A 21,330-nucleotide genomic window follows, 5' to 3' on the forward strand; every position below is an offset into this window, starting at 1 on the left:
CGCCACCCGAACCATCCCCACCATCATCGAAATCCAGGCCGGCTCCCAGCTCGCCAAAATACTCGCAGCGTGAGGGGACAATGCGGCCGTAACCACGGCACGCTTGCGTTTGCGCGCGACTTCCCTAACACTTCGGCGTCGGCTGATGTGCGAGGGCAACGTATCCCTCGAGCCCCGTGGGAGTCCGTTGCGCGTGAAATTCGTGTTTTTCTCTCCGCACTTTCCGGCCAACGGCACCGAATTCTGCAGCCGCCTCCATGAGGCCAGCGCCACGGTTCTTGGGATCGGCGACGCCGCCTACGAGCATCTCGCCCCGCGGCTGAAGAACGCCCTGAGCGAGTATTATCGCATCGCCGATATGGAGGATGCCGATCAGGTGCTGCGCGCCATGGGCCATTTCATCCATCGCTGGGGCCGCATCGATCGCTTCGAATCCCTCAACGAACATTGGCTGGAACAGGACGCCGCGATCCGCACCGATTTCAACATCCCGGGCATTCGCCGCGATTTCGTCGAGAACCTGAAACACAAATCAAAGATGAGCGCTTTCTTCAGGAAGGCGGGCGTCCAGACGATCCGGCAGCACAAATATGTCGACCGGGCGGGCGTGAAGGCTTTTGTCGCCGAGGTCGGCTATCCCATCGTGATCAAGCCGGACCAGGGTTCGGGCGCCAGCAACACCGTGAAGGTCAACGACGATGCGGATCTCGACACCTTCGAGACGACAAAGCGACCGGGCGTCAGCTACCTCGCCGAGGAGTTCATCGACGGTATCGTGCTGACCTATGATGGCCTGGTCGATCGCGACGGGCGCATCGTCTTTGCCGCCAGCCATCGTTTCGAGCAGAGCATCATGGAGGTGGTGAACACCAATTCCCACCTCAACTACTATTGCCTGCCCTTCGTCGATCCGGCCGTGGAGCAGGCCGGGCGCGCCGCCGTGAAGGCTTTCGGCATCCGCGAAAAATTCTTCCACATCGAATTCTTCGAGACCCGGAGCGACAAGCGCATCGTCGCGCTCGAAATCAACATGCGCCCGCCGGGAGCGTGGATGACCGACGCCATCAACTATTCGTACGATATGGACGTCTATCGTGAATGGGCCGGCATGGTCGTCAACAACAAGGTTGGCGGGCCTTTCACGGGGCGCTACTACACTGGCTATGCCAGCCGGAAGAACCATATTCGCTACGTCAACGATCATCAGGCCATTCTCGCCGCCCATGGCGACAGGATCGTGCATTTCGCGCCGATCGAGGACGTGTTCAGCCGGGCGATGGGCAACGCCGCCTATCAGTTCCGTTCAGAGGATTTCGAAGAGGTGAAAGCCATCGTGCGCTTCATCCAGGACGTGGAGCGTTAGCCGTTGCAGATCGAATACCACAAGCGCTTCAGCCATCATCTCGGGCGGGAGATGGAGTTCAAGACCTACGGCCATGCCGGCCGGCCGGTCCTGGTCTTCCCCACGTCCAACGGGCGCTTCTACCAATATGAAGATTCCGGCGGTATCGGCGCGCTCGCCGACCGCATCGAAGCCGGAGACTTGCGGGTGTGGACCGTGGATGGCATCGACGGTGAGAGCTTCTTTTCCAACGGCCACGACCTGCCGGCCCGGATCGCCCGCCACGAATCCTACTTCCGCTATGTGCGTGAAGACCTGCTGCCGGAGGTTCTTTCCATCGGCGGGCGCGCGCCGATCCTGTCGGGCTGCTCTATGGGCGCCTTTCATGCCAGCAATTTCCTGTTCCGCTTTCCCGACCGGGTTGCCGGTGTGATCGCACTGAGCGGCGTCTATTCCACCCGCCATTTTTTCGGCGATGCGCTGGACGGCCAGATCTACTTCAATTCGCCGGTCGACTATCTGGCGGGGCTGAACGACCGGGATCTGCTGGACCGCATACGATCACGCCGCCTGTTCTTCTGCTGCGGCCAAGGGGCCTGGGAAGACGCGATGCTTGAGGATACGCACCGTCTGGAGGCCGTGCTACGCGACAAGGACATTCCGGCCTGGGTGGATTTCTGGGGAACCGACGCGAGCCACGACTGGCCGTGGTGGCACAGGCAGATCGCCTATTTCTTCGACAAGTGGCTTGAGGACGACCGGGGCAGACCGCTCTAGCGTTCACAACCAGCCATTCTTGCGGAACCGCCAGTACAGGAACGAGCAGGTCGCAATGATTGCGGTGAGCACCATCGGATAGCCGTATTCCATCCTCAGCTCCGGCATGTCGCTGAAATTCATGCCGTAGATACCGGCGAGCGCGGTCGGCACGGCGAGGATCGCTGCCCATGAGGCGAGCTTCTTGGAAATCGCCGTTTCCTGGCTCTGGCCGACCAGAAGGCTCGCCTCGAAGGCGAAGGCCAGCACCTCGCGCAAGCTGTCGATCTTCTCCTGCACCGTGCGGATGTGATCGGACACGTCACGAAACAGCGGATGCATCGCCGCCTGAATTTGCGGCAGATCGGAACTTGTCAGCCGCCGACAGACCTCAACCAGCGGCAATGCCGCATTGCGCAAGCGCAGGAGGTCGCGGCGCATCATGTAGAGCCGCTCGATCTCGCTGCCCGTCATCGGTTTGACGAGCACCTTGTCCTCGATCTCCTCGACCTCGTATTCGAGCTGCTCCAGCACGGGCATATAGTTGTCGATGATGAAATCCAGGATGGCGTAAAGGACGAAATCCTCGCCCTTGGCCAGCGAATGCGGACAGCTTTCCCAGTGCTCGCGCACGGTGGCATAGGAGGTCGACGGACCGTGCCGGACGCTGACAATATAGCCCTTGCCGACAAAAAGATGGGTTTCGCCGAAGGTGACGCGGCGTTCTATAAGTTGCGCGGTGCGCGCAACAATGAACAGTGCATCGCCATACTGCTCCAGCTTCGGACGTTGATGCGGGTGCTCGGCGTCCTCGATTGCGAGGTCATGCAGGTTGAACTGTGCCTGGACACGCAGGAGGAGCTCGCGGCTCGGCTCCAGAAGGCCGATCCAGACGACATGGCCGTCCTTGCCCGCCCATGCGCCGGCTTCCTCGATGGGAATATCGGCGATGCGCCTGCCGGCCGCGTAAACGCTTGAGGCGACGATCCCGTCCTCAGCAGTGACTGGCGCGAAATTGCGGACATGGTCCATCACCACCTCCCGACTGCGATGCCTTCACTGTGTGATGAAATCGCAGGCCGGTCAATCTAGCGCAATTTCAGCAAAAATGCACCGCGCGGCATGAAGCGCTTCTTTGGGCGCAAAGCACAGGCTGAAATCGGAAGCGTCGAGACTTCAAGCAGTCGGCTTTATCGTCATTCTACCATAGGCCACGAGGCCGAAGCCGACGACGTACATCAGCAATCCGAACAGCGCGGGCGGTACGGCGATTTCCGGCGAATTCATCATGGTGATTGCCAGCAACATGCCGACAGCGGCATTCCGAATGCTGATCGACGTGGTGACCGCCATCGCCTCGGCAGGAGACAGGCGAAGCAGGCGCGAGCCAAGAAACCCGATTGCCACACCGCAAAAGACCAGGACAACGACGGCAGGCCCCGCGCTGACAAGGATCTCGGCCCACCGGCCATAGACCGAGATGCCGATGCCGACGATCAGCACCACCAGCACCACCAAGCCAAAGGCACCAACCATCTTTTCAGCACGGGTGGCGAAAGCCGGGATCTTGTGGCGGATCCACATGCCGAGAATGACGGGAAGCAGGATAACCGCCAGCATCATGCCGATCGTGCGCAGCACGGGCAGGTAGACACGAATATCACCGTCGCTGAAGCGCTCGATCGCAAAATTCGCAAACAGCGGCAGCGTTGCAATCGCGACAAGGCAGCCAAGAGCACTCAAGGCGATCGATAGCGCCAAATCTCCCCGTCCCAGATAGGAAAACAGGCTGGAGGTGGTGCCGATCGGGCAGGCGGCAACGATGACCAGACCAACCGCGATTTCAGATGGCAGATCCATAAACATCGCAATCGACATGCCCGCGAGGGGAAGCAGCAGGAGGGCCGCGACGATACCCCAGATCAGGGCTTTCGGCCGCATGACGACACGCTGGAAATCGGAGGGCGCGAGCGTCAGGCCGATACCGGCCATGATGATGAAGACAGCGGCCGGCAAACCGATTTCGATCAGGGCGGACTGCTCCATCCTTCTTCCTTTTCCTTTTGAGGCCGTTGATCGGCCGTTCAGAATCGTAGCATTGCTCCACGATTCCGCCAGATGCAATCGTGCTGTCGCCGCAATCGGCAGAGACGGTCTCCGTCCCTATCCCAGATGAGACATTGCCCGTGAAAAAACCAGGACCTACAACCATCGAGCCGCCCTGCCGAAAGCTGCATTCGCGCTCCTGGCGGTGACCGAAAACCAGGCGGGAGGGCACTGATGAAGGTTGTCGAGGCTTCGATTGGGACGTTGCGCGCGGCGCTCGAGACACGGCAGACAACCAGCGTCGGCCTGGTCGCGGCCTATCTGAACCGCATTGCACGCTACGACCGTCACGGCATCACCCTCAACGCGGTTCCCGTGCTCAATCCCGATATGTTCACTGAGGCCCTGGCGTCGGATCTGCGGCGCGCGCGCGGTGAAAGCCTCGGCCCGCTCGACGGCATCCCCTATACCGCCAAGGATAGCTACAAGGTGAAAGGGCTGAGCGTCGCCTCCGGCTCACCGGCCTTCGCCGACCTGATCGCGACAGAGGATGCTTTTGCGATTTCCCGTCTGCGAGCGGCGGGCGCCGTGCTGATCGGGCTGACGAACATGCCACCGATGGCCAATGGCGGCATGCAGCGCGGCGTTTATGGACGCGCGGAATCCCCCTACAGCGCCGACTGGCTGACTGCGGCCTTCGGGTCCGGCTCATCGAACGGATCGGGGACAGCGACGGCGGCAAGCTTTGCGGCCTTCGGGCTTGGCGAGGAAACCTGGTCGAGCGGGCGCGCACCCGCCGCCAACAACGGGCTGTGTGCCTATACGCCGAGCCGCGGCGTCATCTCCGTGCGCGGCAACTGGCCGCTTGTGCCGACCATGGATGTCGTGGTGCCGCACAGCCGCTCGATGGCGGATATGCTGGAACTGCTCGATATCATCGTCGCCGACGACGCCGACAGCCGCGGCGATCTGTGGCGCCGGCAGACCTGGGTTTCGATCCCGAAGGCCTCGGATATCCGGCCGCCCTCCTATCCCGGAATTGCCGGGACAGCCAGCCTTGCAGGCAAGCGGTTCGGCCTGCCGGCCATGTATATCAACGCGGACTCCGCGGCGGGAACCGGTGAAAACCCGGGGATTGGAGGCGCGACCGGCCAGCGGATCGAGACCCGCGCATCGATGCTGGCGCTCTGTGCTGCGGCGCGTGCGGCGCTCGTGGCGGCGGGCGCCGAGGTCGTGGTCACCGATTTTCCCGTCATCAGCAATTACGAGGGAGACCGGCCCGGCGCGCCGACCATCGCAACACGCGGGCTCGTCAGTCCTGATTATCTTCACCGCGAGATCGTCGATCTGTCAGCCTGGGCCTGGGACGATTTTCTGGCGGCCAACGCCGACCCCGGCTTGCCGCGGCTTACCGATATCGACGGGACACGCATCTTCCCCGCGCCAAAAGGCAGCCTGCCCGATCAATATCACGGTTTCGACGACAGCATCGTCGGTTATCCCGCCCATCTGCGCGATCATCCGGTCGCTTCATTCACCGAAATCCCCGATCTCGCCGAGGGATTCCGGGGGCTTGAGGAAACCCGGCGCGTCGACTTCGAAGACTGGATGGAGAGGCTTGGCCTTGATGCGGTGATCTTCCCCGCCGTTGCCGACATCGGCCCGGCGGATGCCGACGTAACCCCCATCTCGGCTGATCTCGCCTGGCGAAACGGCACCTGGGTCGCCAACGGCAACCTGGCGATCCGGCATCTGGGCATTCCGACGGTAACCGTGCCGATGGGGGTGTTGGCCGATATCGGAATGCCGGCGGGTCTGACCTTTGCCGGCCGGGCCTGGGATGACACGGCCTTGCTGGGTTATGCCTGCGCGTTCGAACAAACCGGCACCTATCGCCAAGCGCCGCCACGAACACCCGAACTTTCGGACTTGCCCGAGTCTGTCTCAACGAGCCTGACCGAAACGCCGAGCCTCAGCCTCGACGCCTCGGTCGCGTCCGATGGCCCCGGACGCCAACGGTTGTCAGTACGGGCGCAAAGCCAGAGCCCGCTGCTCTGGCTGACGGTGAACGGTCAGCCGGTCGCGTTCCGGCAGGATGGTGCGGAGGTGAGCGCGAGCCTCGACCTGGAGCAGAACACCCACATCCACAGCGAGTGGCGCGCACCCTACGGGCATATCGTGATCGCGCACGCGAGCGACGGTACCGCTGCCTACGCCATAGCCGGCGGCACCGCCTGACCGAGACTGGCCAACGAAGGGCGATCTCAACGTTTCCGCCACGATGTCGCGGGAGACCAATGGACCTGTCCCAGTGATGCCGGGAATGACGTGGACCGGAATGTTTTCACGGCCGAGCAGGGCAATCAGACTGCTGGCGCCGCTGAACATTGTCGGATCGCCGGGAATCAGCCGGACAACCCGCTTGCCCGCCTTGGCAAGCCTCGCCATCCTACCGCCGATCTCGTCCTGCCGGTAGCGCGTCCGCCCCTCGCGCCCGCCGATCTGCACACGCTTTGCCTCGCGCCGGGCGAGTTCCAGAACCTCCGCCGAAACCAGGTCATCGAAGAAAATGATGTCGGCGGATTGCAAGGCGCGCATAGCCTTGAGGGTCAGTAGCTCGGCATCGCCCGGTCCGGCGCCGACCAGCGTGACACAACCGAGGGCGGGGGCTTCCGCGAGCCTTTCGGCATCAGCAAGAAGCACCCCACCTACGCCCTCCTCCGGCGTATCCGTTGTTGTAAAGGCAAGATCGGAAAAACGTTCCCAGAAGGCCCGACGCTGCTGGCCGGGTGCAAGACGCCTGTTGACGGCGTCGCGCAAAGACTGCGCCAGTGTCGCCCAGCTTTTCAGGCTGCGTGGCAACAGCGCCTCGATCTTGCGGCGAAGGGCCTGTGCAAGGATCGGGGCAGCGCCATCGGTCGAGATCGCGATGACGACCGGCGAGCGATTGACGATGGAGCCGAACTGGAACTGGCAGAATTCCGGTTTGTCGATCACGTTGGCCGGGACGCCGGCCGCGCGGGCGGCATCGAAGAACGCCCGCGCATCGGCATCGTCCGCGCAGTCGGCAATGGCGAGCGAGGCGCCGCCGAGGTCACCCGGTGCCCATGAACGGCGATGCGGTGTAAACTTTGCGGTCGGGTGGCCCGGTGCCCGCGAAAGCAGCGTTTCGAAGGTTTCGTCGAACACGTCCGCATAGACATCGACATGCGCGCCGCAGGCGGCGAGCAGCTCCGCCTTCCAGGCGGCGGCATCCGAGCCGCCGGCGACAACGACGCGCTTTGATTCCAAAGCCCAGAAAACCGGGAGCTTGGCAAGCGGCTCCATGCGGGGCGGTCCATCATTCCGCGGCGGCGGCAAGACATCCATCGATGATCCCCTTGATCTCGGCGCGGCAGGAGCCGCAATTGGTTCCGGCATTGAGGTGTTTTCCGACTGCTTCCACACTGTGACAGCCGCCGCGCACGGAGGCGACGATCTGGTTGACCCCGACGGCAAAACAGGCGCAGACGGTGGCGCCCGGATCTGGCTTGTCGGCGCCGGGCCGGCCGGCGACAAGGGCAAAGCGCTTGCGCAGGTTGGCATGCTCGGCAGTCAACTGCGCAATCGCCCAGTTGCGCGCGACAGCGACAGGCTCGCGGGCGAGAAACAGCGCGGCGAGCAGGTGCGGGCCATCAAAAAACGCGAGCCGGAGATCGCCGGTCTGCCGATCAATGTAACCGAGCGGCTCAACGCTATCCGGCACCGCGAAGGTATGTTGGCACCAGGCGCTCCAATCCTCGACCGGTTGGTCAAAGGCGAGTTCCACCCGCCAGCCGCCCTCCGCCTTCGCCAATGCCCAATAACCGGCATCGAGGCCTTTCGGCTTGGCGCGCGAGACGGCGAAGCCATAGTGCGCCGCCTTGAACCGTCGCGCCGCCACGGCCACGTTTTTCGATGCCGGCTGGCCGGAGATCCTGTCGACGATAGGCGGCACCAGCACATCGACGCGCGCCTTCGCCGAAAACTGGTCGTTCCAGTGCATCGGCACGAAGATGCTGCCGCGTGCCTGGCGTTCGGTGATGAGCGCGCGCACGATCACTGTGCCCCGAGGGCTTTCGATTTCGAGAAGGCCGGCATTGCCGACGCCAAGCTCCATTGCATCGCGTGGATGCAGTTCGGCAAAGGGTTCGGCGATATGGGCGGACAGGCGCGGGCTTTTTCCCGTGCGGGTCATCGTATGCCAATGGTCGCGGATGCGGCCGGTGTTCAGCGTGAAGGGGTATGCCGTATCGGTGCGATCGCACGCAACCGGCTCGATCGCAATGAACCGGGCCTTGCCATCCGCATGATAAAAGCTGCCATCGGCGAAAAAGCGCTGCTCTGCCGGCGTGCTGCCGGCGGGCCGCGGCCATTGGAAGGGAGACAACGCATCGTAGGTTTGGCGATCAATATCGCTGCACGCGCCGATATCGAAATCGCGCTCGCCGGCATTCTCGAAAGCCGAAAGTGCTGCGTGTTCCTGAAAAATCTGGACCGGCGCCCCATAGGCAAAGGCGTCCTTGAACCCCATGCGCCGGGCAACCTCGGCAAGCTGCCACCAGTCCGCCCTCGCCTCACCCGGCGCATCGAGGACGTTACGCTGGCGGGAGATGCGCCGTTCCGAATTGGTGACCGTACCGTCCTTTTCGCCCCAGCCGAGCGATGGCAGGAGCACATCGGCATGACGGGTCGTATCCGTGTCCATCAAAATGTCGGAGACGACGACGAAGGGACAGGCCTTGAGCGCCGCTTCGACGGCATCGGCATCCGGCATCGAAACAACCGGGTTGGTCGCCATGATCCAGAGTGCCTTGATGCGTCCCTCCGCCACGGCCTGAAACAAATCGACCGCCTTCAGCCCCGGCCTGTCGGCAATTGCCGGCGACTGCCAGAAGCGCTGTACGCGATCACGGTCGTCTGCGCTTTCGAGCGCCATATGGGCGGCGAGCATGTTGGCAAGTCCACCGACCTCGCGCCCGCCCATGGCGTTCGGCTGGCCGGTCAGCGAAAGCGGCCCCATGCCCGGCCGACCGATACGGCCGGTGGCGAGATGGCAATTGAGGATGGCGTTGACCTTGTCCGTGCCCGAGGACGACTGGTTGACGCCCTGGCTGTAGCAGGTCACGACTTTGTCCGTCGTCGTGAAAAGGCGATAGAATTCACGAAGCTGCATGGCCGGAAGGCCGGTTTGCTCCAGCACCTCGGCGAAAGACATGTTCGAGGCGGCGGCGAAGGTTTCCGCAAAGCCCGCCGTATGAGCGGCGACATAGTTCTGATCGACCGCGTTGTTTGCCACCAGATGCGCAAAAAGGCCGACGAAGAGGGCCACATCCGTATCGGGACGAAGGGCCAGATGCAGGTCGGCGAGATCGGCCGTCATCGTGCGGCGCGGATCGATGAGCACCACATTCATTCCCGGTCGGCTGGCCTTGGCCGCCGCCAGCCGCTGATAGAGCACCGGATGGCACCAGGCGAGGTTGGAGCCAGTCAGGATCACCAGATCGGCGAGCTCGAGATCTTCGTAGGTTCCCGGCACGGTGTCCGAACCGAAGGCCCGACGGTGGCCGGCGACGGAGGACGACATGCAGAGCCGCGAATTGGTGTCGATGTTCGCCGAGCCGATAAACCCCTTCATGAGCTTGTTGGCGACGTAATAGTCTTCGGTCAGCAATTGGCCGGAAACGTAGAAGGCAACAGAATCCGGCCCGTGCTCGGCAATCGCTTCGGCGAATTTTTCGGCGACGCGGTCGAGCGCCTCGTCCCATCCGGCACGCCGGCCATCGATCTGCGGATGCAACAGACGGCCGTCGAGGTCGATCGTTTCGGCCAGCGCCGCCCCCTTCGAGCAGAGCCGGCCGTAATTCGAGGGATGGTCCGGATCGCCTTTGACGGAGACAGCACCGGTGTCGGTGACCGTCGCGATGACCCCGCAGCCGACGCCGCAATAGGGGCAGGTTGTCTTGACCGTCTTCTCCATCCTATTCGGCCGCCATCATCAGGCTTTCGAGCGCGATGAACAGCGCGCCATCGTCGTTGCGCAGCGGAATGGTCTTCACGGCCCCTTCGTCCGCGCCGAGCGCCTTACCGGTTTCGAGCGAAATCACCCAGTTGTGCAGCGGGCAGGTGACCGCCTTTGCATGGACGATCCCTTGCGAAAGCGGCCCGCCCCTATGCGGGCAATGGTCCTCGATGGCGAAGACTTCGTTTTCCGCGGTGCGGAAGACGGCGACCTTGCCTTGTGGTGTCTTTACGCAGCGCGCACCGCGCAACGGAATGTCGGCGATCGTGCCGATGGCGATCCACGTCCTGTCCATGATTTACTCCGCAGCCTGATTGTAGCCGACCGTCGCCATCGGCTTGAATTCGTGTTTGTCCTTGCCGGAGACACGCTCCGACCAGGGATCGACCTGGGCGAACTTTTGGGAGAAAACGAAACGGTCGTAATAGGCCTTGCGCTTGTCCGCATCGCCGATGATCTGGCGGCGGATTTCCTCGAGGCCGATGCGCTTTGCCCATTTGTAGATGCGTTCGAGATAACGCGCCTGCTCGCGATACATCTGCGTCAGCGCCACGATATGCTCCATCGCCTCGCCCTCGGTTCTCACGAGGCCGAGCACTTCCGTGCCCTTGATGTCGAGGCCGGCAGCACCCGCGAAATGGATCTCGAAACCGCTATCGACGCAAATGACGCCGATGTCCTTGCACGTCGCCTCCGCACAGTTGCGTGGACAGCCGGAGACCGCCAGCTTGAGTTTGGCCGGCGTCCAGGAGCCCCACATGAACTTTTCAATCTTGATGCCAAGGCCGGTGGAATCCTGCGTGCCGAAACGGCACCAGTCGGAGCCGACACAGGTCTTCACGGTGCGCAGCCCCTTGGCATAGGCCTGGCCCGAAACGAAGCCGGCCTTGCCGAGATCGGCCCAGACGGCGGGCAGGTCCTCTTTCTCGATACCGAGCAGGTCGATGCGCTGGCCGCCCGTTACCTTCACCAGCGGGATTTCGAACTTGTCGACCACGTCGGCGATGGCGCGCAGTTCGCCCGCATTGGTAACGCCGCCCCACATGCGCGGCACAACCGAATAGGTGCCGTCCTTCTGGATGTTGGCGTGCACGCGCTCGTTGATGAAGCGCGACTGGTAGTCGTCGGCATATTCGTCCGGCCAGTCACAGACGAGGTAGTAGTTGAGCGCCGGCCGGCATTTGGCGCAGCCGCAGGACGTCTTCCATTCCAGTTCCTGCATGACGGCGGGTATGGTCTTCAGCTTCTTCGCCTTGATCAGACGGCGCACGTCGTCATGGCCGAGATCGGTGCAGCCGCACATCGGCTGGACAGCGGCGGGGTTGTAGCTTTCCCCGAGCGTCAGCGTCATCAGCTGCTCGACGAGACCCGTGCAGGAACCGCAGGAGGCCGACGCCTTGGTGTGGGCGCGCACGTCGTCCAGCGACGTCAGGCCCTTGTCCGTTATGGTCGAGACGATCCTGCCCTTGCAGACGCCGTTGCAGCCGCAGATTTCCGCATCATCCGGCAAGGCTGCAACGGCCGCCATAGGGTCCAGGGGCGCACCTCCCTGATAGGCCTGGCCGAAGATCAGCGTCTCGCGCATCTCGGCAATGTCCACGGCCTTCTTCTTGAGATCGTTGAACCAGGCACCATCGGAGGTTTCTCCGTAGAGCACCGTGCCGATGATGCGGTTTTCCTTGAGCACCAGCCGCTTGTAGACGCCGGCCGAGGCATCGCGCAGCACGATCTCCTCGCGGTCGTCGCCATCGGCGAAATCGCCGAGCGAAAAGAGCTCGATGCCGGTGACCTTGAGTTTCGTTGGCGTATCGGAATGGACGAAGCCGGCCGAACGGTCGCCGGCGAGATGGGACGCGGCGACGCGGGCCATTTCATAGAGCGGCGCGACGAGGCCATAGACCTGGCCTGCCACTTCGGCGCATTCGCCGAGCGCCAGAATGCTGCCATCGGAGGTCTGCATGCCATGATCGACGACGATGCCGCGATTGACGGCGAGACCCGCTTCCTTGGCGAGCCCGACGCTCGGGCGGATGCCGACGGCCATGACCACGAGCGTCGCGGGGATGATGCGGCCGTCGTCCAGCTCGATGCCCTCGACCTTGCCGCTGCCGACGATCGCCTTGGTGTTGGCCTTGCAGACGATCTTGATGCCGCGCCCTTCCAGCTCCTTCTGCAGAAGATAGCCGGCAGCGGGGTCGAGCTGGCGGTCCATCAGCGTCGGCATGACATGCAGGACGGTCACGTCCATGCCGCGGCCGGCCAAACCGGCGGCCGCTTCAAGACCGAGCAGGCCGCCGCCGATGACCACGGCCTTCTCGCGCGACTGCGCGGCAAGCAGCATGGCCTGCACGTCGTCAAGGTCGCGATATGTGATGACGCCGGGCAGGGTGTTGCCGGGCACCGGAATGATGAACGGCACGGATCCGGTGGCGATCACCAGCTTGTCGTAGCTCTCCGTCACGCCGTGATCGGATGTCACCGTCCTGGCATCCCGGTCGATGGCGACGATCCGGTGGCCCTTGTAGAGCGTGATGCCGTGTTTGATGTACCAGCCATCACCGTGGATGATGATCTGCTCGTAGTCCTTCTCGCCGGACAGCACCGGCGAGAGCATGATGCGGTCGTAGTTGACGCGCGGCTCGGCGTTGAAGATGGTCACCTGATAGTGCCCGGGCGCCTTCTCCAGCAGGTGCTCCAGCATGCGCCCCGGCGCCATGCCATTGCCGATGATGACGAGTTTCTCGGTCATGGTGTTTCCTTCGATTACGCGGCGACGGCAGAGACGGAGGGCGCACGGCGTTCCATCTGGCGGATCGACAGATGCATCCAGATCAGCGAGACGGCGACGACGGCGAAGAGCAGGATGAAACAACTGGACCAGAGGCCGGTCGCGTCCTTCAGAAGACCGAAGGCGATGGGCAGCACGAAACCGCCGAGCCCGCCGACCATGCCGACGACGCCGCCGACAGCGCCGACACCATCCGGGTAGTAGACCGGGATATGCTTGTAGACGGCGGCCTTGCCGAGGCTCATGACGAAACCCAGCACGAAGACCACGACGATGAAGACCGCGGGAGACACACCCGCCGGCAGGGAGAGGATCAGCGTCGCGACGGCCGACACGCCGAACATCCAGTACATGACGCTGCGTGCGCCCTTGCGATCCGACAGCATGCCGCCGAAGGCGCGAAAAATACTGCCTGGGATCGAGTAGGCCGCGGCGATCATGCCGGCGGTGGCAATATCGAAACCGTAGACCCCGACGAGATAACGCGGCAGCCAGAGCGACAGGGCGACAAAGCCGCCAAAGGCAAAGAAGTAGTAGAGCGAGAAGCGCCAGACCCGGGCGTTTTTCAGCGGTGCGAACTCCTGGCGGAGGCTGCGCTGCGGAAGCTTGCCGTCGCGACGGCTGCGGAAGGCTGGATCATCGGTCGTCGTGAACCAGAAGACGAAGGCGGCCATGATCAGCGCCGCCGCCCAGAGCTGCGCAACCATCTGCCAGCCGGCGGCGACCAGGACGAACGGGGCTACGAACTTGGTCAATGCCGCGCCGACATTGCCGGCGCCGAAGATACCGAGCACCGTGCCCTGCTTTTCCGGCGGAAAGAACGGCGAGACATAGGCGATACCAACAGCGAAGGAACCGCCGGCCAGCCCGATGCCGAGGCCGGCAAGCAGCATCTGCGGATAGGTCGTGGCATGGGAGAGAAGAAGCGTGGAGAGTGCGGCCGCCAGCATGGTCAACGTGTAGACGAGACGACCACCATAGCGGGTCGTCCAGACGCCGAGCACGATGCGCACCAGTGAGCCGGTGAGGATGGGTGTGCCGACGAGGAGGCCGAACTGGGCTTCGCTGAGACCCAGGTCTTCCTTGATGCGGATGCCGATGATCGCAAAGATCGTCCAGACGGCGAAACAGATGGTGAATGCGAAGGTGGACATCCACAGGGCGATGGCGGGTTCGCGTGAGGATAGAGGAGGCTGCTTGGTCTCAGACATGGCTTCTCCGTGGCCCGACAAGGTCGTGCCGCTCCAACTTGGGGGTGAAAACAAAAAGCCGCTGATGAGGATGCGTGCGAAACGGACGGTCCGTGCTCGCAGGTTTCCTGATCAGCGGCTTTGCTGGAGGCGCCCGTCGTTGGACGCCGATATCGTGGCCCGAGGGCCTAGACCAAGAAAAGCAATCAGCGTGCCAGTTTCAGCAAGCCATTGATTTTACAGAATCATGGCATACTGCCAGCCAATCGGCCAGTGGCTGAGGGATGGAACAGGTGCAGTGCGGAGCCAATTTTTGTGCAGTGCGCATAAATTAGTCGCTCGGCTTTTAGCCGGTGTGCTGCGCCTGGATGTAGGCATCGACGTCATCCGGATCGAACCGACCACCATCGAAGAAACCGTCAGGTCCGAGCATCAGCGCGCCGGAGGAGCCGACCGGCGTCTCCACCGCCAGCGCACCCTCAACCTTGGAACTGGCGGACGGCATGGCAATGCCAAGGGTCTTCAAGGCCGCGCGATACATGTCCGGCCGATACGTTTCGGCAGCGATGTGCTGGTGCTCGGCCGCATGGGCGATCTGCTTCCAGCGAACCATCTGGGTGTAGAACCAGAGCGCATGGCTCTTCCAGGGGAAGGTCGCGGCTTTTGCAGTTGGAACGAAAAAGTCTCCGACACTTTGCACAGCGCCCCCGCCGACCGGCAACCTGCCGCTCAAGGCGGGCAACAGCAACTCGGCGTCGCGCCCGACATAGGCAGGCTGCGCCAGGAGGTGCGCCAGTTCTTCGCGGTTTTCCAGCTTTCCGCACCAGATGGATGCCTGATGAAGCGCGACCAGCAGCGCCGCCAGGGCTTCGGGATGGGTTTCCGCCCAGCGCGCATTGGCCCCGAGCACCTTTTCCGGGCTCGACCGCCAGATGGCGGCCTTGACGGTGGCCAAATGCCCGCCGCGCTTCAGCACACCAAACGTGTTCCAGGGCTCGCCGGCGCAATAGCCGTCGATCAGCCCCTGCGCCAGTGCGTCCCCCATATCAGGCGGCGGCAGCACGACGATCTCGATGTCGCGGTCCGGATCGATGCCGCTGGCCGCCAGCCAGTAGCGCAGTTCGTAATTGTGCCCCGAATAGGGATGCACGACGCCGAAGCGCAGTGGCTCACCGTCGCGGTTCGCGATCGCCCCGCGCAAGGCCAAGCCGTTTGCACGTGCGTCAAGATCATCCGTCGCCCCCTCACCCGCCATCGCCTGCCAGAGGGCGGCGGACACGGTGACGGCATTGCCACCGAGGCCCAGCGCCATCGGCACGATCATTTTCGGCGCCGGCGCGGAAAGACCGAGATTGCAGGCGATCGGCATGGGGCCGAGGATATGTGCGACGTCGAAATGACGGACGGCCAGCCGGTCCCGTATGCTGGCCCAGGACCGTTCACGCACGAGGGTCAGATCGATCGACTGCGCCTCGGCAAAGCCCTTCTCCTTGGCAACGACGAGCAGGGCACTGTCGAGCAACGGCACGAAACCGGCGGTGATGGCGTGGGACATCGTCATTCCTTCACTCCCGGATCAAGCAGGCTTGCCGCCGTGACGAGGCTCTGGGCGATCTCGACAATCTTGCGGTTCTGGTTCATCGCCGTGCGGCGCAGAAGCGCATAGGCTTCGTCTTCCGTAAGCCCTCGCGAACGCATCAGCAGCCCCTTGGCGCGGTCGATCACCTTGCGGTTCTCCAGCTCGCTGCGTGTTTCTTCCAATTCGCGGTTCAGCCGGGAAAAGGCGTTGAAACGACTGATCGCCATCTTCAGGATCGGTCGGACCCGCTCTTGCTTGAGCCCATCGACGATGTAGGCGGAAACGCCCGCTTCCACCGCCGCCTCGATGGACGCCTCATCCGACTTGTCGACAAACATGGCGATCGGGCGCTGGATGACGCGCGAGAGCTGGAAGATGCTTTCGAGTTCATCGCGGTTCGGATTCTCGAGATCGATGACGATCACGTCGGGATTGAGGTCGGTGATGCGCCGCGCCAGTCCGTGCATCTGGTCGATGACGGTGACCTGGCCATAGCCCGCATCGCGCAGCCCCTCCTCGATGATCGCGGCGCGGATGCGGTTTTCGTCGATGACCAGTACGTTCAACTCGTTCGGCTTCATCCCGCAACCGTACTCTCTTGCTGCCTGGAGCGGCGACCTGCGTTTTGACATGCGGCATGACCGGGTCGAAATCAAGCTGTTGTGCCCGTAGGCAAGCGCACGGCCTCGGCATTTCACGGCAGCCTTCATGAGAGAACAATAAACAATTGACAGACGCATTTTTTCTGATAGCGTTGATTAAACGTTTAATCACACCTGTGAGCTTCTCTTGAAACCACCTCGCCCCAACCTTTCGGAACTGGCGCGTCACCTCGGGGTGTCGATCGCGACGGTGTCGAATGCGCTTTCCGGCAAGGGACGGCTGTCGCCGGAGCTCGCCAAGCGTATTCGCGATGCGGCGGACCGGATGGGTTACGTTCCGAGCCAGGCCGGCCGGGCGCTGCGCACCGGACGCAGCGGTGTTCTCGGGCTGGTGCTGCCCGATATCGGCAATCCGCTCTATCCGGAAATCGCCCAGGAGATCGAGCGCGTCGCTACAAATGCCGGCTACGGCGTGCTGATCGCCAATTCGCGCGACGAGATCGCCGCGCAGGACAAGGCCATCTTCCAGCTCATCGAGCGCGGCGTCGACGGCATCGTCATCGTTCCCCGGCGCGGCACCACCGTGCCGGCGACCGCCTGTCCGATCGCCATCATCGACACGCCGACGACACCGAGAAACACGGTCTCGGCCGATCATTTCGAGGGCGGCGCGCAGGTGGCGCGCCATTTGCGGGCGCTCGGCCACGAGAAGATCCTGCTGATCGGCGACGATCCCAGCTCGAACGTGCAGAACGCCCGCATCAACGGCATGCGCTCGCAACTGCACGAGGCCAAAGAGATCGAGACGATCTGGATCGTCGAGATCGAGGCGAAGGGTGGCAAGAGCTGCCCACTCGGTCTTGCCGCGTGGCGCGCGCGCGGGTTTTCCGCCTTTGCCTGCGTATCCGATCCCCATGCGCTGCGCGCGCTCACGGAACTTCAATCGGCCGGCATCGCCATTCCGGCGGAGGCGACGGTCACCGGTTTCGACAACCTGCAATGGTCGTCCTTCATCTCGCCGCCGCTCACCACCGTGAAAATGAACATGCCGGAAATCGCCACGCTCGCGCTCGACGCGCTGGTCGAGGCCATCCAGTCCCGCGAGGCCTCGGACGATACGCCGAGCCCGCCCGTCACCGCTCGCAAGGCCGCCGTGCCGATGGAGCTTGTCATTCGCCGTTCCAGTGGCCCGGCTCCGAAGGAGCAGCCGGCGGCCGGCATTTCTCAGGAGGAGTCCAAACATGCATAAGAAGCTTCTTGCCGCCAGCGTGTTCTGGCTTGTGGGCGGCACGCTCGCGGCCGCCCAGGAACAGACGCTGACCATTTCCGTCTACGGCTTCGCCCAGGACGAATTCTCCGAAGCGCTCTACAAGCCCTTCGAGGCCGAATGCGGCTGCAAGCTGGTCGTCGAGACCGGCAACAGCATCGAGCGCCTTGCCAAGCTGGATGCCAACAAGGATGCGCCGGTGATCGACATGGCCGTCTTTTCACTCGCCGATGCGCTGGCCGCATCGCGCAAGGGCCTGACCGAGAAGCTCGATACCGCCAAGCTTTCCAACCACGCTAAACTCTATGATTTCGCCAAGGATCCGAACGGCGACGGCATGAGCGTCGGCTACACCTTCTACAAGACCGGCATCGCCTATCGTACCGACAAGATGAAGGTCGAATCCTGGGCCGATCTACTGAAGGACGAGTATGTCGGCCATGTCGCGCTACCGAACATCACCACCAACCAGGGCGGTCCGGTTCTCTCGATGATCGGCAAGGCGCTCGGCAAGGACAGGCCCGACCTCAAGGACGCCATGGCAGCCGTCGGCGAGAAGCGCGACGAATTCGTCACCTTCTATGTGAAGAGCTCGCAGCTCGTGCAGCTGATGCAGCAGGAAGAAATCTGGGCGGCCCCGATGGGCCACTTCTCCTGGGCCGGCATTTCCAAGCTCGACCTGCCGGTCGGCTGGGCGACCACCAAAGAAGGCGACGCCGGCGACATGAATGCCATGGTGCTCGTCAAGGGCTCGAAGAACCAGGACCTCGCGCTGAAGTTCATGGACTTCTGGCTCTCCACGCCGATCCAGACCAAGATCGCCGAAATGCTGATCGACAGCCCGGCCAACAAGGAGGTCGTGCTCGCACCGGAAATCGCCGAAAAGCTTACCTACGGTGCGGATGTCGCCAACAAGCTGACCTTCCTGCCGGCCGCCACCACGCTCGACTACCGCGAGAAGTGGCTTGCCGAATGGAACACCACAATCGCGCAGTAAAAAGCCCGTTTTCTCGATCCACATGCCTGCGGCGGAGGGTGCCTGAACGCACCCTCGCCACCGGCAAACGCTGCCCTCTTTCGGCAGGAGCACAGCATGTTTCAAAATCGCGCTGAAGCCTTGGCGCTGGCTTTGCCGGCCGCCGTCTTCGCGGCCATCGTCTTCCTGGTGCCGGTCGTCATCGTGCTGGCGGAGGGCTTCCGCAGCCCGGCCGGGTGGACCTTCTCGGCCTATACCGATTTCTTCTCCGAGCCGCTCAACCGGCTGGTGCTGCTGCGCACCTTCAAGCTGGGTCTTGCCGTGACAATCGTCTCGGCGGTGATCGGCTATGCCGCAGCCTTCGCCATCGTCAATCTCAGCGCCTCCGGCAAGGGCCGCATGATCGGCCTCATCTCGCTGCCGCTGATGATCTCGCCGGTGGCGCGCACCTATGCCTGGATCGTCATCCTCGGCCGCACCGGCATCGTCAACCAAGCGCTGCAGGCCGTCGGCCTCAGTGATGAGCCGATCCGCCTGCTCTTTACCGAGACGGCAGTGTTCATCGGCCTGCTCCAGCTCTTCCTGCCGCTGATGATCCTCTCATTGATCAGCGCGCTGGAGAACATGCCGAAGGATGCGATCCTCGCCGCCCGGGTGCTCGGTGCCAACTGGTTCCAGGTGTTCTGGAAGGTCATCCTGCCCTTGACGCGCGAGGGTCTCGTCGTCGGCGGCACGCTGGTCTTCACCGGCTCTCTGACCGCCTACATCACGCCCGCCATCCTCGGCGGCTCCAAGGTGCTGATGCTGGAGACACTGCTCTTCCAGCGCGTCACCGTCGCCAACGATTTCGTCTCGGCGAGCGTCATCGCCTTCATTCTGATTACCATGTGTTTTGCCGCGAACCTGCTCCTGAAGCGGCTCGCCACCGCGAGGAACAAGCGATGAACCGCACGCTTTCAACACTCATTCTCGCGGCCCTGCTCGTCTTCCTGATCGGCCCCTTCCTCATCATCGTCGGGGCTTCCCTGTCGGCTGGCGACACACTTGCCTTTCCGCCGCAGGGCCTGTCCCTGAAATGGATCGCCAAGGTCTTCACCGTCGAAAGTTTTCGCGACAGCTTCATCATGTCGATGATCCTCGCCGTCGGCGGCACCTTCGTCGCGCTGCTGCTCGGTGTGCCGGCCGCCTATGCGCTCTCGCGCTACAAGCTGCCCTTCGGCGAGATCGTCAACACGATCGTCACGCTGCCGATCATCGTGCCGGGCATCATCGTCGGCCTTGCCCTGCTGCGCTATCTCGTCGTGCCGTTCAGCTTCTCGATCGGCGTCGCGCTGTTCCTCGCCCATACCGCACTTGTGCTGCCCTATACGGTGCGCGTCGTCTCTTCCAGCTTCAACAACCTGCGCTCCGACATGGAAGAAGCGGCGGTGCTGCTTGGCGCGACGCGCCTCGGCGCCTTCTTCAAGGTGGTGCTGCCGAACATCCAGAGCGGCATCCTCGCCGCCTTCATCCTCGGCTTCGTGACGAGTTTCAACCAGGTACCGGTCTCGTTGTTCCTTTCCGGTCCCGGCGTGCGCACGCTGCCCATCGACATGCTCTCCTATATGGAAACCACCTACGATCCCTCCGTTGCTGCGCTATCGGCCCTGCTCGCCCTGATGTCGATCGGCATCGTCTTCCTCGCAGAACGCTTCCTTGGATTTTCCCGCTATGTCTGATCGCGCCTTTCTCTCCCTCGAAAACCTGACGCTCTCCTACGGCAATTCGATCGCCGTCGACAAATTCAACCTCGACATCCGCAAGGGCGAACTCGTCGCCTTCCTCGGCCCGTCCGGCTGCGGCAAGACGACGACGATGCGCTCCATCGCCGGCCTTTTGACGCCCACCGCCGGTCGCATCACGCTCGATGGCACCGACATTACCCGCGTCTCCGCCAACAAGCGTAATGTAGGCTTGGTCTTCCAGTCCTACGCGCTCTTTCCGCATCTGACCGTCTATGAGAACGTCGCCTTCGGCCTGCGCCTCAAGCGTATGTCGGACGCCGATATCGATGCCCGCGTCACCGCCGGCATCAAGTCGGTCGGCCTTTCCGCGCTGTCCGGTCGCAAGCCAACCGAACTCTCCGGCGGCCAGCAGCAGCGTGTGGCACTGGCCCGTTCCATGGTCATGGAGCCCAAGGTGCTGCTGCTCGACGAGCCGCTCTCCAACCTCGATGCACGGCTGCGCGTCGAAATGCGCGCCGAACTCCAGCGGGTGCAGAAGGAAACCGGCGTTACCATGATCTTCGTCACCCATGACCAGGCGGAAGCCTTATCGCTCGCCGACCGCATCGTCGTCATGCGCGAAGGCCTGATCGAACAGGTCGGCACGCCGGAGGAGATCTACAACAACCCAGCCTCTTCTTTCGTTGCGGATTTCGTCGGCTTTGAGAATGTCTTCGCCCTTCGCGGCGGCAAGCTGGCGACACCGGGCGGCGCGGTCGCACTTGCCGAAGCATTGCCAGGCGATGCTGCCGGCCTCGCCTGGCGCCCCTCTGGCGTTGCGCTCGAGACCGGGCCGTTCAAAGGCACGGTAAAAAGCGTCTCCTTCACCGGGAACCTGCGCGAATACCTGCTCGAAACGCCACTCGGCCCGATTACCGCGGAAGTGGGCGCGGCGCTGCCGGTCCACGCCCTCGGCGCGGAACTCGCCTTCGACCTGCCACTGAAGGCGGCCGCCCCTCTCCAGCGTTTCGCGTGAGCGCC

The 21,330-nt window shown here is 63.1% G+C and carries 16 protein-coding genes and 1 pseudogene; 8 read left to right on the forward strand and 9 right to left on the reverse strand.

What is annotated here, in order from left to right; genetic code table 11:
• Window positions 1–193: 193 nt before the first annotated feature.
• Complete coding sequence (locus GR138_RS23705; protein ID WP_160861750.1) at window positions 194–1,363, forward strand: ATP-grasp domain-containing protein; 1,170 nt, start codon at window positions 194–196, stop codon at window positions 1,361–1,363.
• 3 nt (window positions 1,364–1,366) lie between these two features.
• The gene (locus tag GR138_RS23710) at window positions 1,367–2,119 is read left to right on the forward strand and encodes an esterase family protein (protein WP_160861751.1); all 753 of its coding nucleotides are present in this window, start codon (window positions 1,367–1,369) and stop codon (window positions 2,117–2,119) included.
• A gap of 3 nt (window positions 2,120–2,122) precedes the next feature.
• Here GR138_RS23710 and GR138_RS23715 read toward each other — a convergent pair whose 3' ends face one another.
• Together GR138_RS23715 and GR138_RS23720 are read right to left on the reverse strand one after the other, a co-directional pair.
• A complete protein-coding gene (locus GR138_RS23715; protein WP_160861752.1) occupies window positions 2,123–3,130 on the reverse strand; it encodes a magnesium and cobalt transport protein CorA in 1,008 nt (335 codons plus the stop codon).
• Window positions 3,131–3,274: 144 nt separating this feature from the next.
• Window positions 3,275–4,222, reverse strand: coding sequence for a bile acid:sodium symporter family protein (locus GR138_RS23720; RefSeq protein WP_202402815.1), 948 nt, complete (start codon window positions 4,220–4,222; stop codon window positions 3,275–3,277).
• 156 nt (window positions 4,223–4,378) lie between these two features.
• Between GR138_RS23720 and GR138_RS23725 the strand changes: the two are divergent.
• A pseudogene (locus tag GR138_RS23725) lies at window positions 4,379–6,058 on the forward strand (amidase); the annotation flags it as partial.
• Window positions 6,059–6,166: 108 nt separating this feature from the next.
• Here GR138_RS23725 and GR138_RS23730 read toward each other — a convergent pair.
• The 7 genes from GR138_RS23730 to GR138_RS23760 all read right to left on the reverse strand — a co-directional run bounded on the left by GR138_RS23730 (window position 6,167) and on the right by GR138_RS23760 (window position 16,322).
• Window positions 6,167–7,513: an SAM-dependent methyltransferase gene (locus tag GR138_RS23730; protein ID WP_246200661.1), complete on the reverse strand. Its 1,347-nt coding sequence runs from the start codon at window positions 7,511–7,513 to the stop codon at window positions 6,167–6,169.
• The gene (locus GR138_RS23735) at window positions 7,485–10,142 is read right to left on the reverse strand and encodes a nitrate reductase (protein ID WP_160861754.1); all 2,658 of its coding nucleotides are present in this window, start codon (window positions 10,140–10,142) and stop codon (window positions 7,485–7,487) included. Before GR138_RS23735 ends, GR138_RS23730 begins: the two co-directional genes overlap by 29 nt.
• Window position 10,143: 1 nt before the next feature.
• A complete protein-coding gene (nirD, locus tag GR138_RS23740) occupies window positions 10,144–10,479 on the reverse strand; it encodes a nitrite reductase small subunit NirD (protein ID WP_160861755.1) in 336 nt (111 codons plus the stop codon).
• A gap of 3 nt (window positions 10,480–10,482) precedes the next feature.
• Window positions 10,483–12,933: a nitrite reductase large subunit NirB gene (gene nirB, locus GR138_RS23745; protein WP_160861756.1), complete on the reverse strand. Its 2,451-nt coding sequence runs from the start codon at window positions 12,931–12,933 to the stop codon at window positions 10,483–10,485.
• 14 nt (window positions 12,934–12,947) lie between these two features.
• Window positions 12,948–14,183: an MFS transporter gene (locus GR138_RS23750; protein ID WP_160861757.1), complete on the reverse strand. Its 1,236-nt coding sequence runs from the start codon at window positions 14,181–14,183 to the stop codon at window positions 12,948–12,950.
• 325 nt (window positions 14,184–14,508) lie between these two features.
• The gene (locus tag GR138_RS23755; RefSeq protein ID WP_160861758.1) at window positions 14,509–15,723 is read right to left on the reverse strand and encodes a CmpA/NrtA family ABC transporter substrate-binding protein; all 1,215 of its coding nucleotides are present in this window, start codon (window positions 15,721–15,723) and stop codon (window positions 14,509–14,511) included.
• Window positions 15,720–16,322: an ANTAR domain-containing response regulator gene (locus GR138_RS23760; RefSeq protein ID WP_160861976.1), complete on the reverse strand. Its 603-nt coding sequence runs from the start codon at window positions 16,320–16,322 to the stop codon at window positions 15,720–15,722. The genes GR138_RS23755 and GR138_RS23760 overlap by 4 nt, the downstream gene beginning before the upstream one ends.
• 208 nt (window positions 16,323–16,530) lie before the next feature.
• On the opposite strand from GR138_RS23760, the gene GR138_RS23765 reads away from it, so the two are divergent.
• The 5 genes from GR138_RS23765 (at window position 16,531) to GR138_RS23785 (ending at window position 21,325) form a co-directional block, all read left to right on the forward strand.
• Complete coding sequence (locus tag GR138_RS23765; RefSeq protein WP_160861759.1) at window positions 16,531–17,592, forward strand: LacI family DNA-binding transcriptional regulator; 1,062 nt, start codon at window positions 16,531–16,533, stop codon at window positions 17,590–17,592.
• Window positions 17,585–18,607: an ABC transporter substrate-binding protein gene (locus tag GR138_RS23770; RefSeq protein WP_160861760.1), complete on the forward strand. Its 1,023-nt coding sequence runs from the start codon at window positions 17,585–17,587 to the stop codon at window positions 18,605–18,607. The genes GR138_RS23765 and GR138_RS23770 overlap by 8 nt, the downstream gene beginning before the upstream one ends.
• 96 nt (window positions 18,608–18,703) lie before the next feature.
• Entirely contained in the window at window positions 18,704–19,531 is an 828-nt protein-coding gene (locus GR138_RS23775; RefSeq protein ID WP_160861761.1) for an ABC transporter permease, read from the forward strand.
• Entirely contained in the window at window positions 19,528–20,304 is a 777-nt protein-coding gene (locus GR138_RS23780) for an ABC transporter permease (RefSeq protein ID WP_160861762.1), read from the forward strand. The genes GR138_RS23775 and GR138_RS23780 overlap by 4 nt, the downstream gene beginning before the upstream one ends.
• Complete coding sequence (locus GR138_RS23785) at window positions 20,297–21,325, forward strand: ABC transporter ATP-binding protein (RefSeq protein ID WP_160861763.1); 1,029 nt, start codon at window positions 20,297–20,299, stop codon at window positions 21,323–21,325. Before GR138_RS23780 ends, GR138_RS23785 begins: the two co-directional genes overlap by 8 nt.
• Window positions 21,326–21,330 lie beyond the last annotated feature (5 nt).

Origin of the sequence: Shinella kummerowiae (assembly GCF_009827055.1) — a bacterium.
Taxonomy (GTDB): Bacteria; Pseudomonadota; Alphaproteobacteria; order Rhizobiales; family Rhizobiaceae; genus Shinella; species Shinella kummerowiae.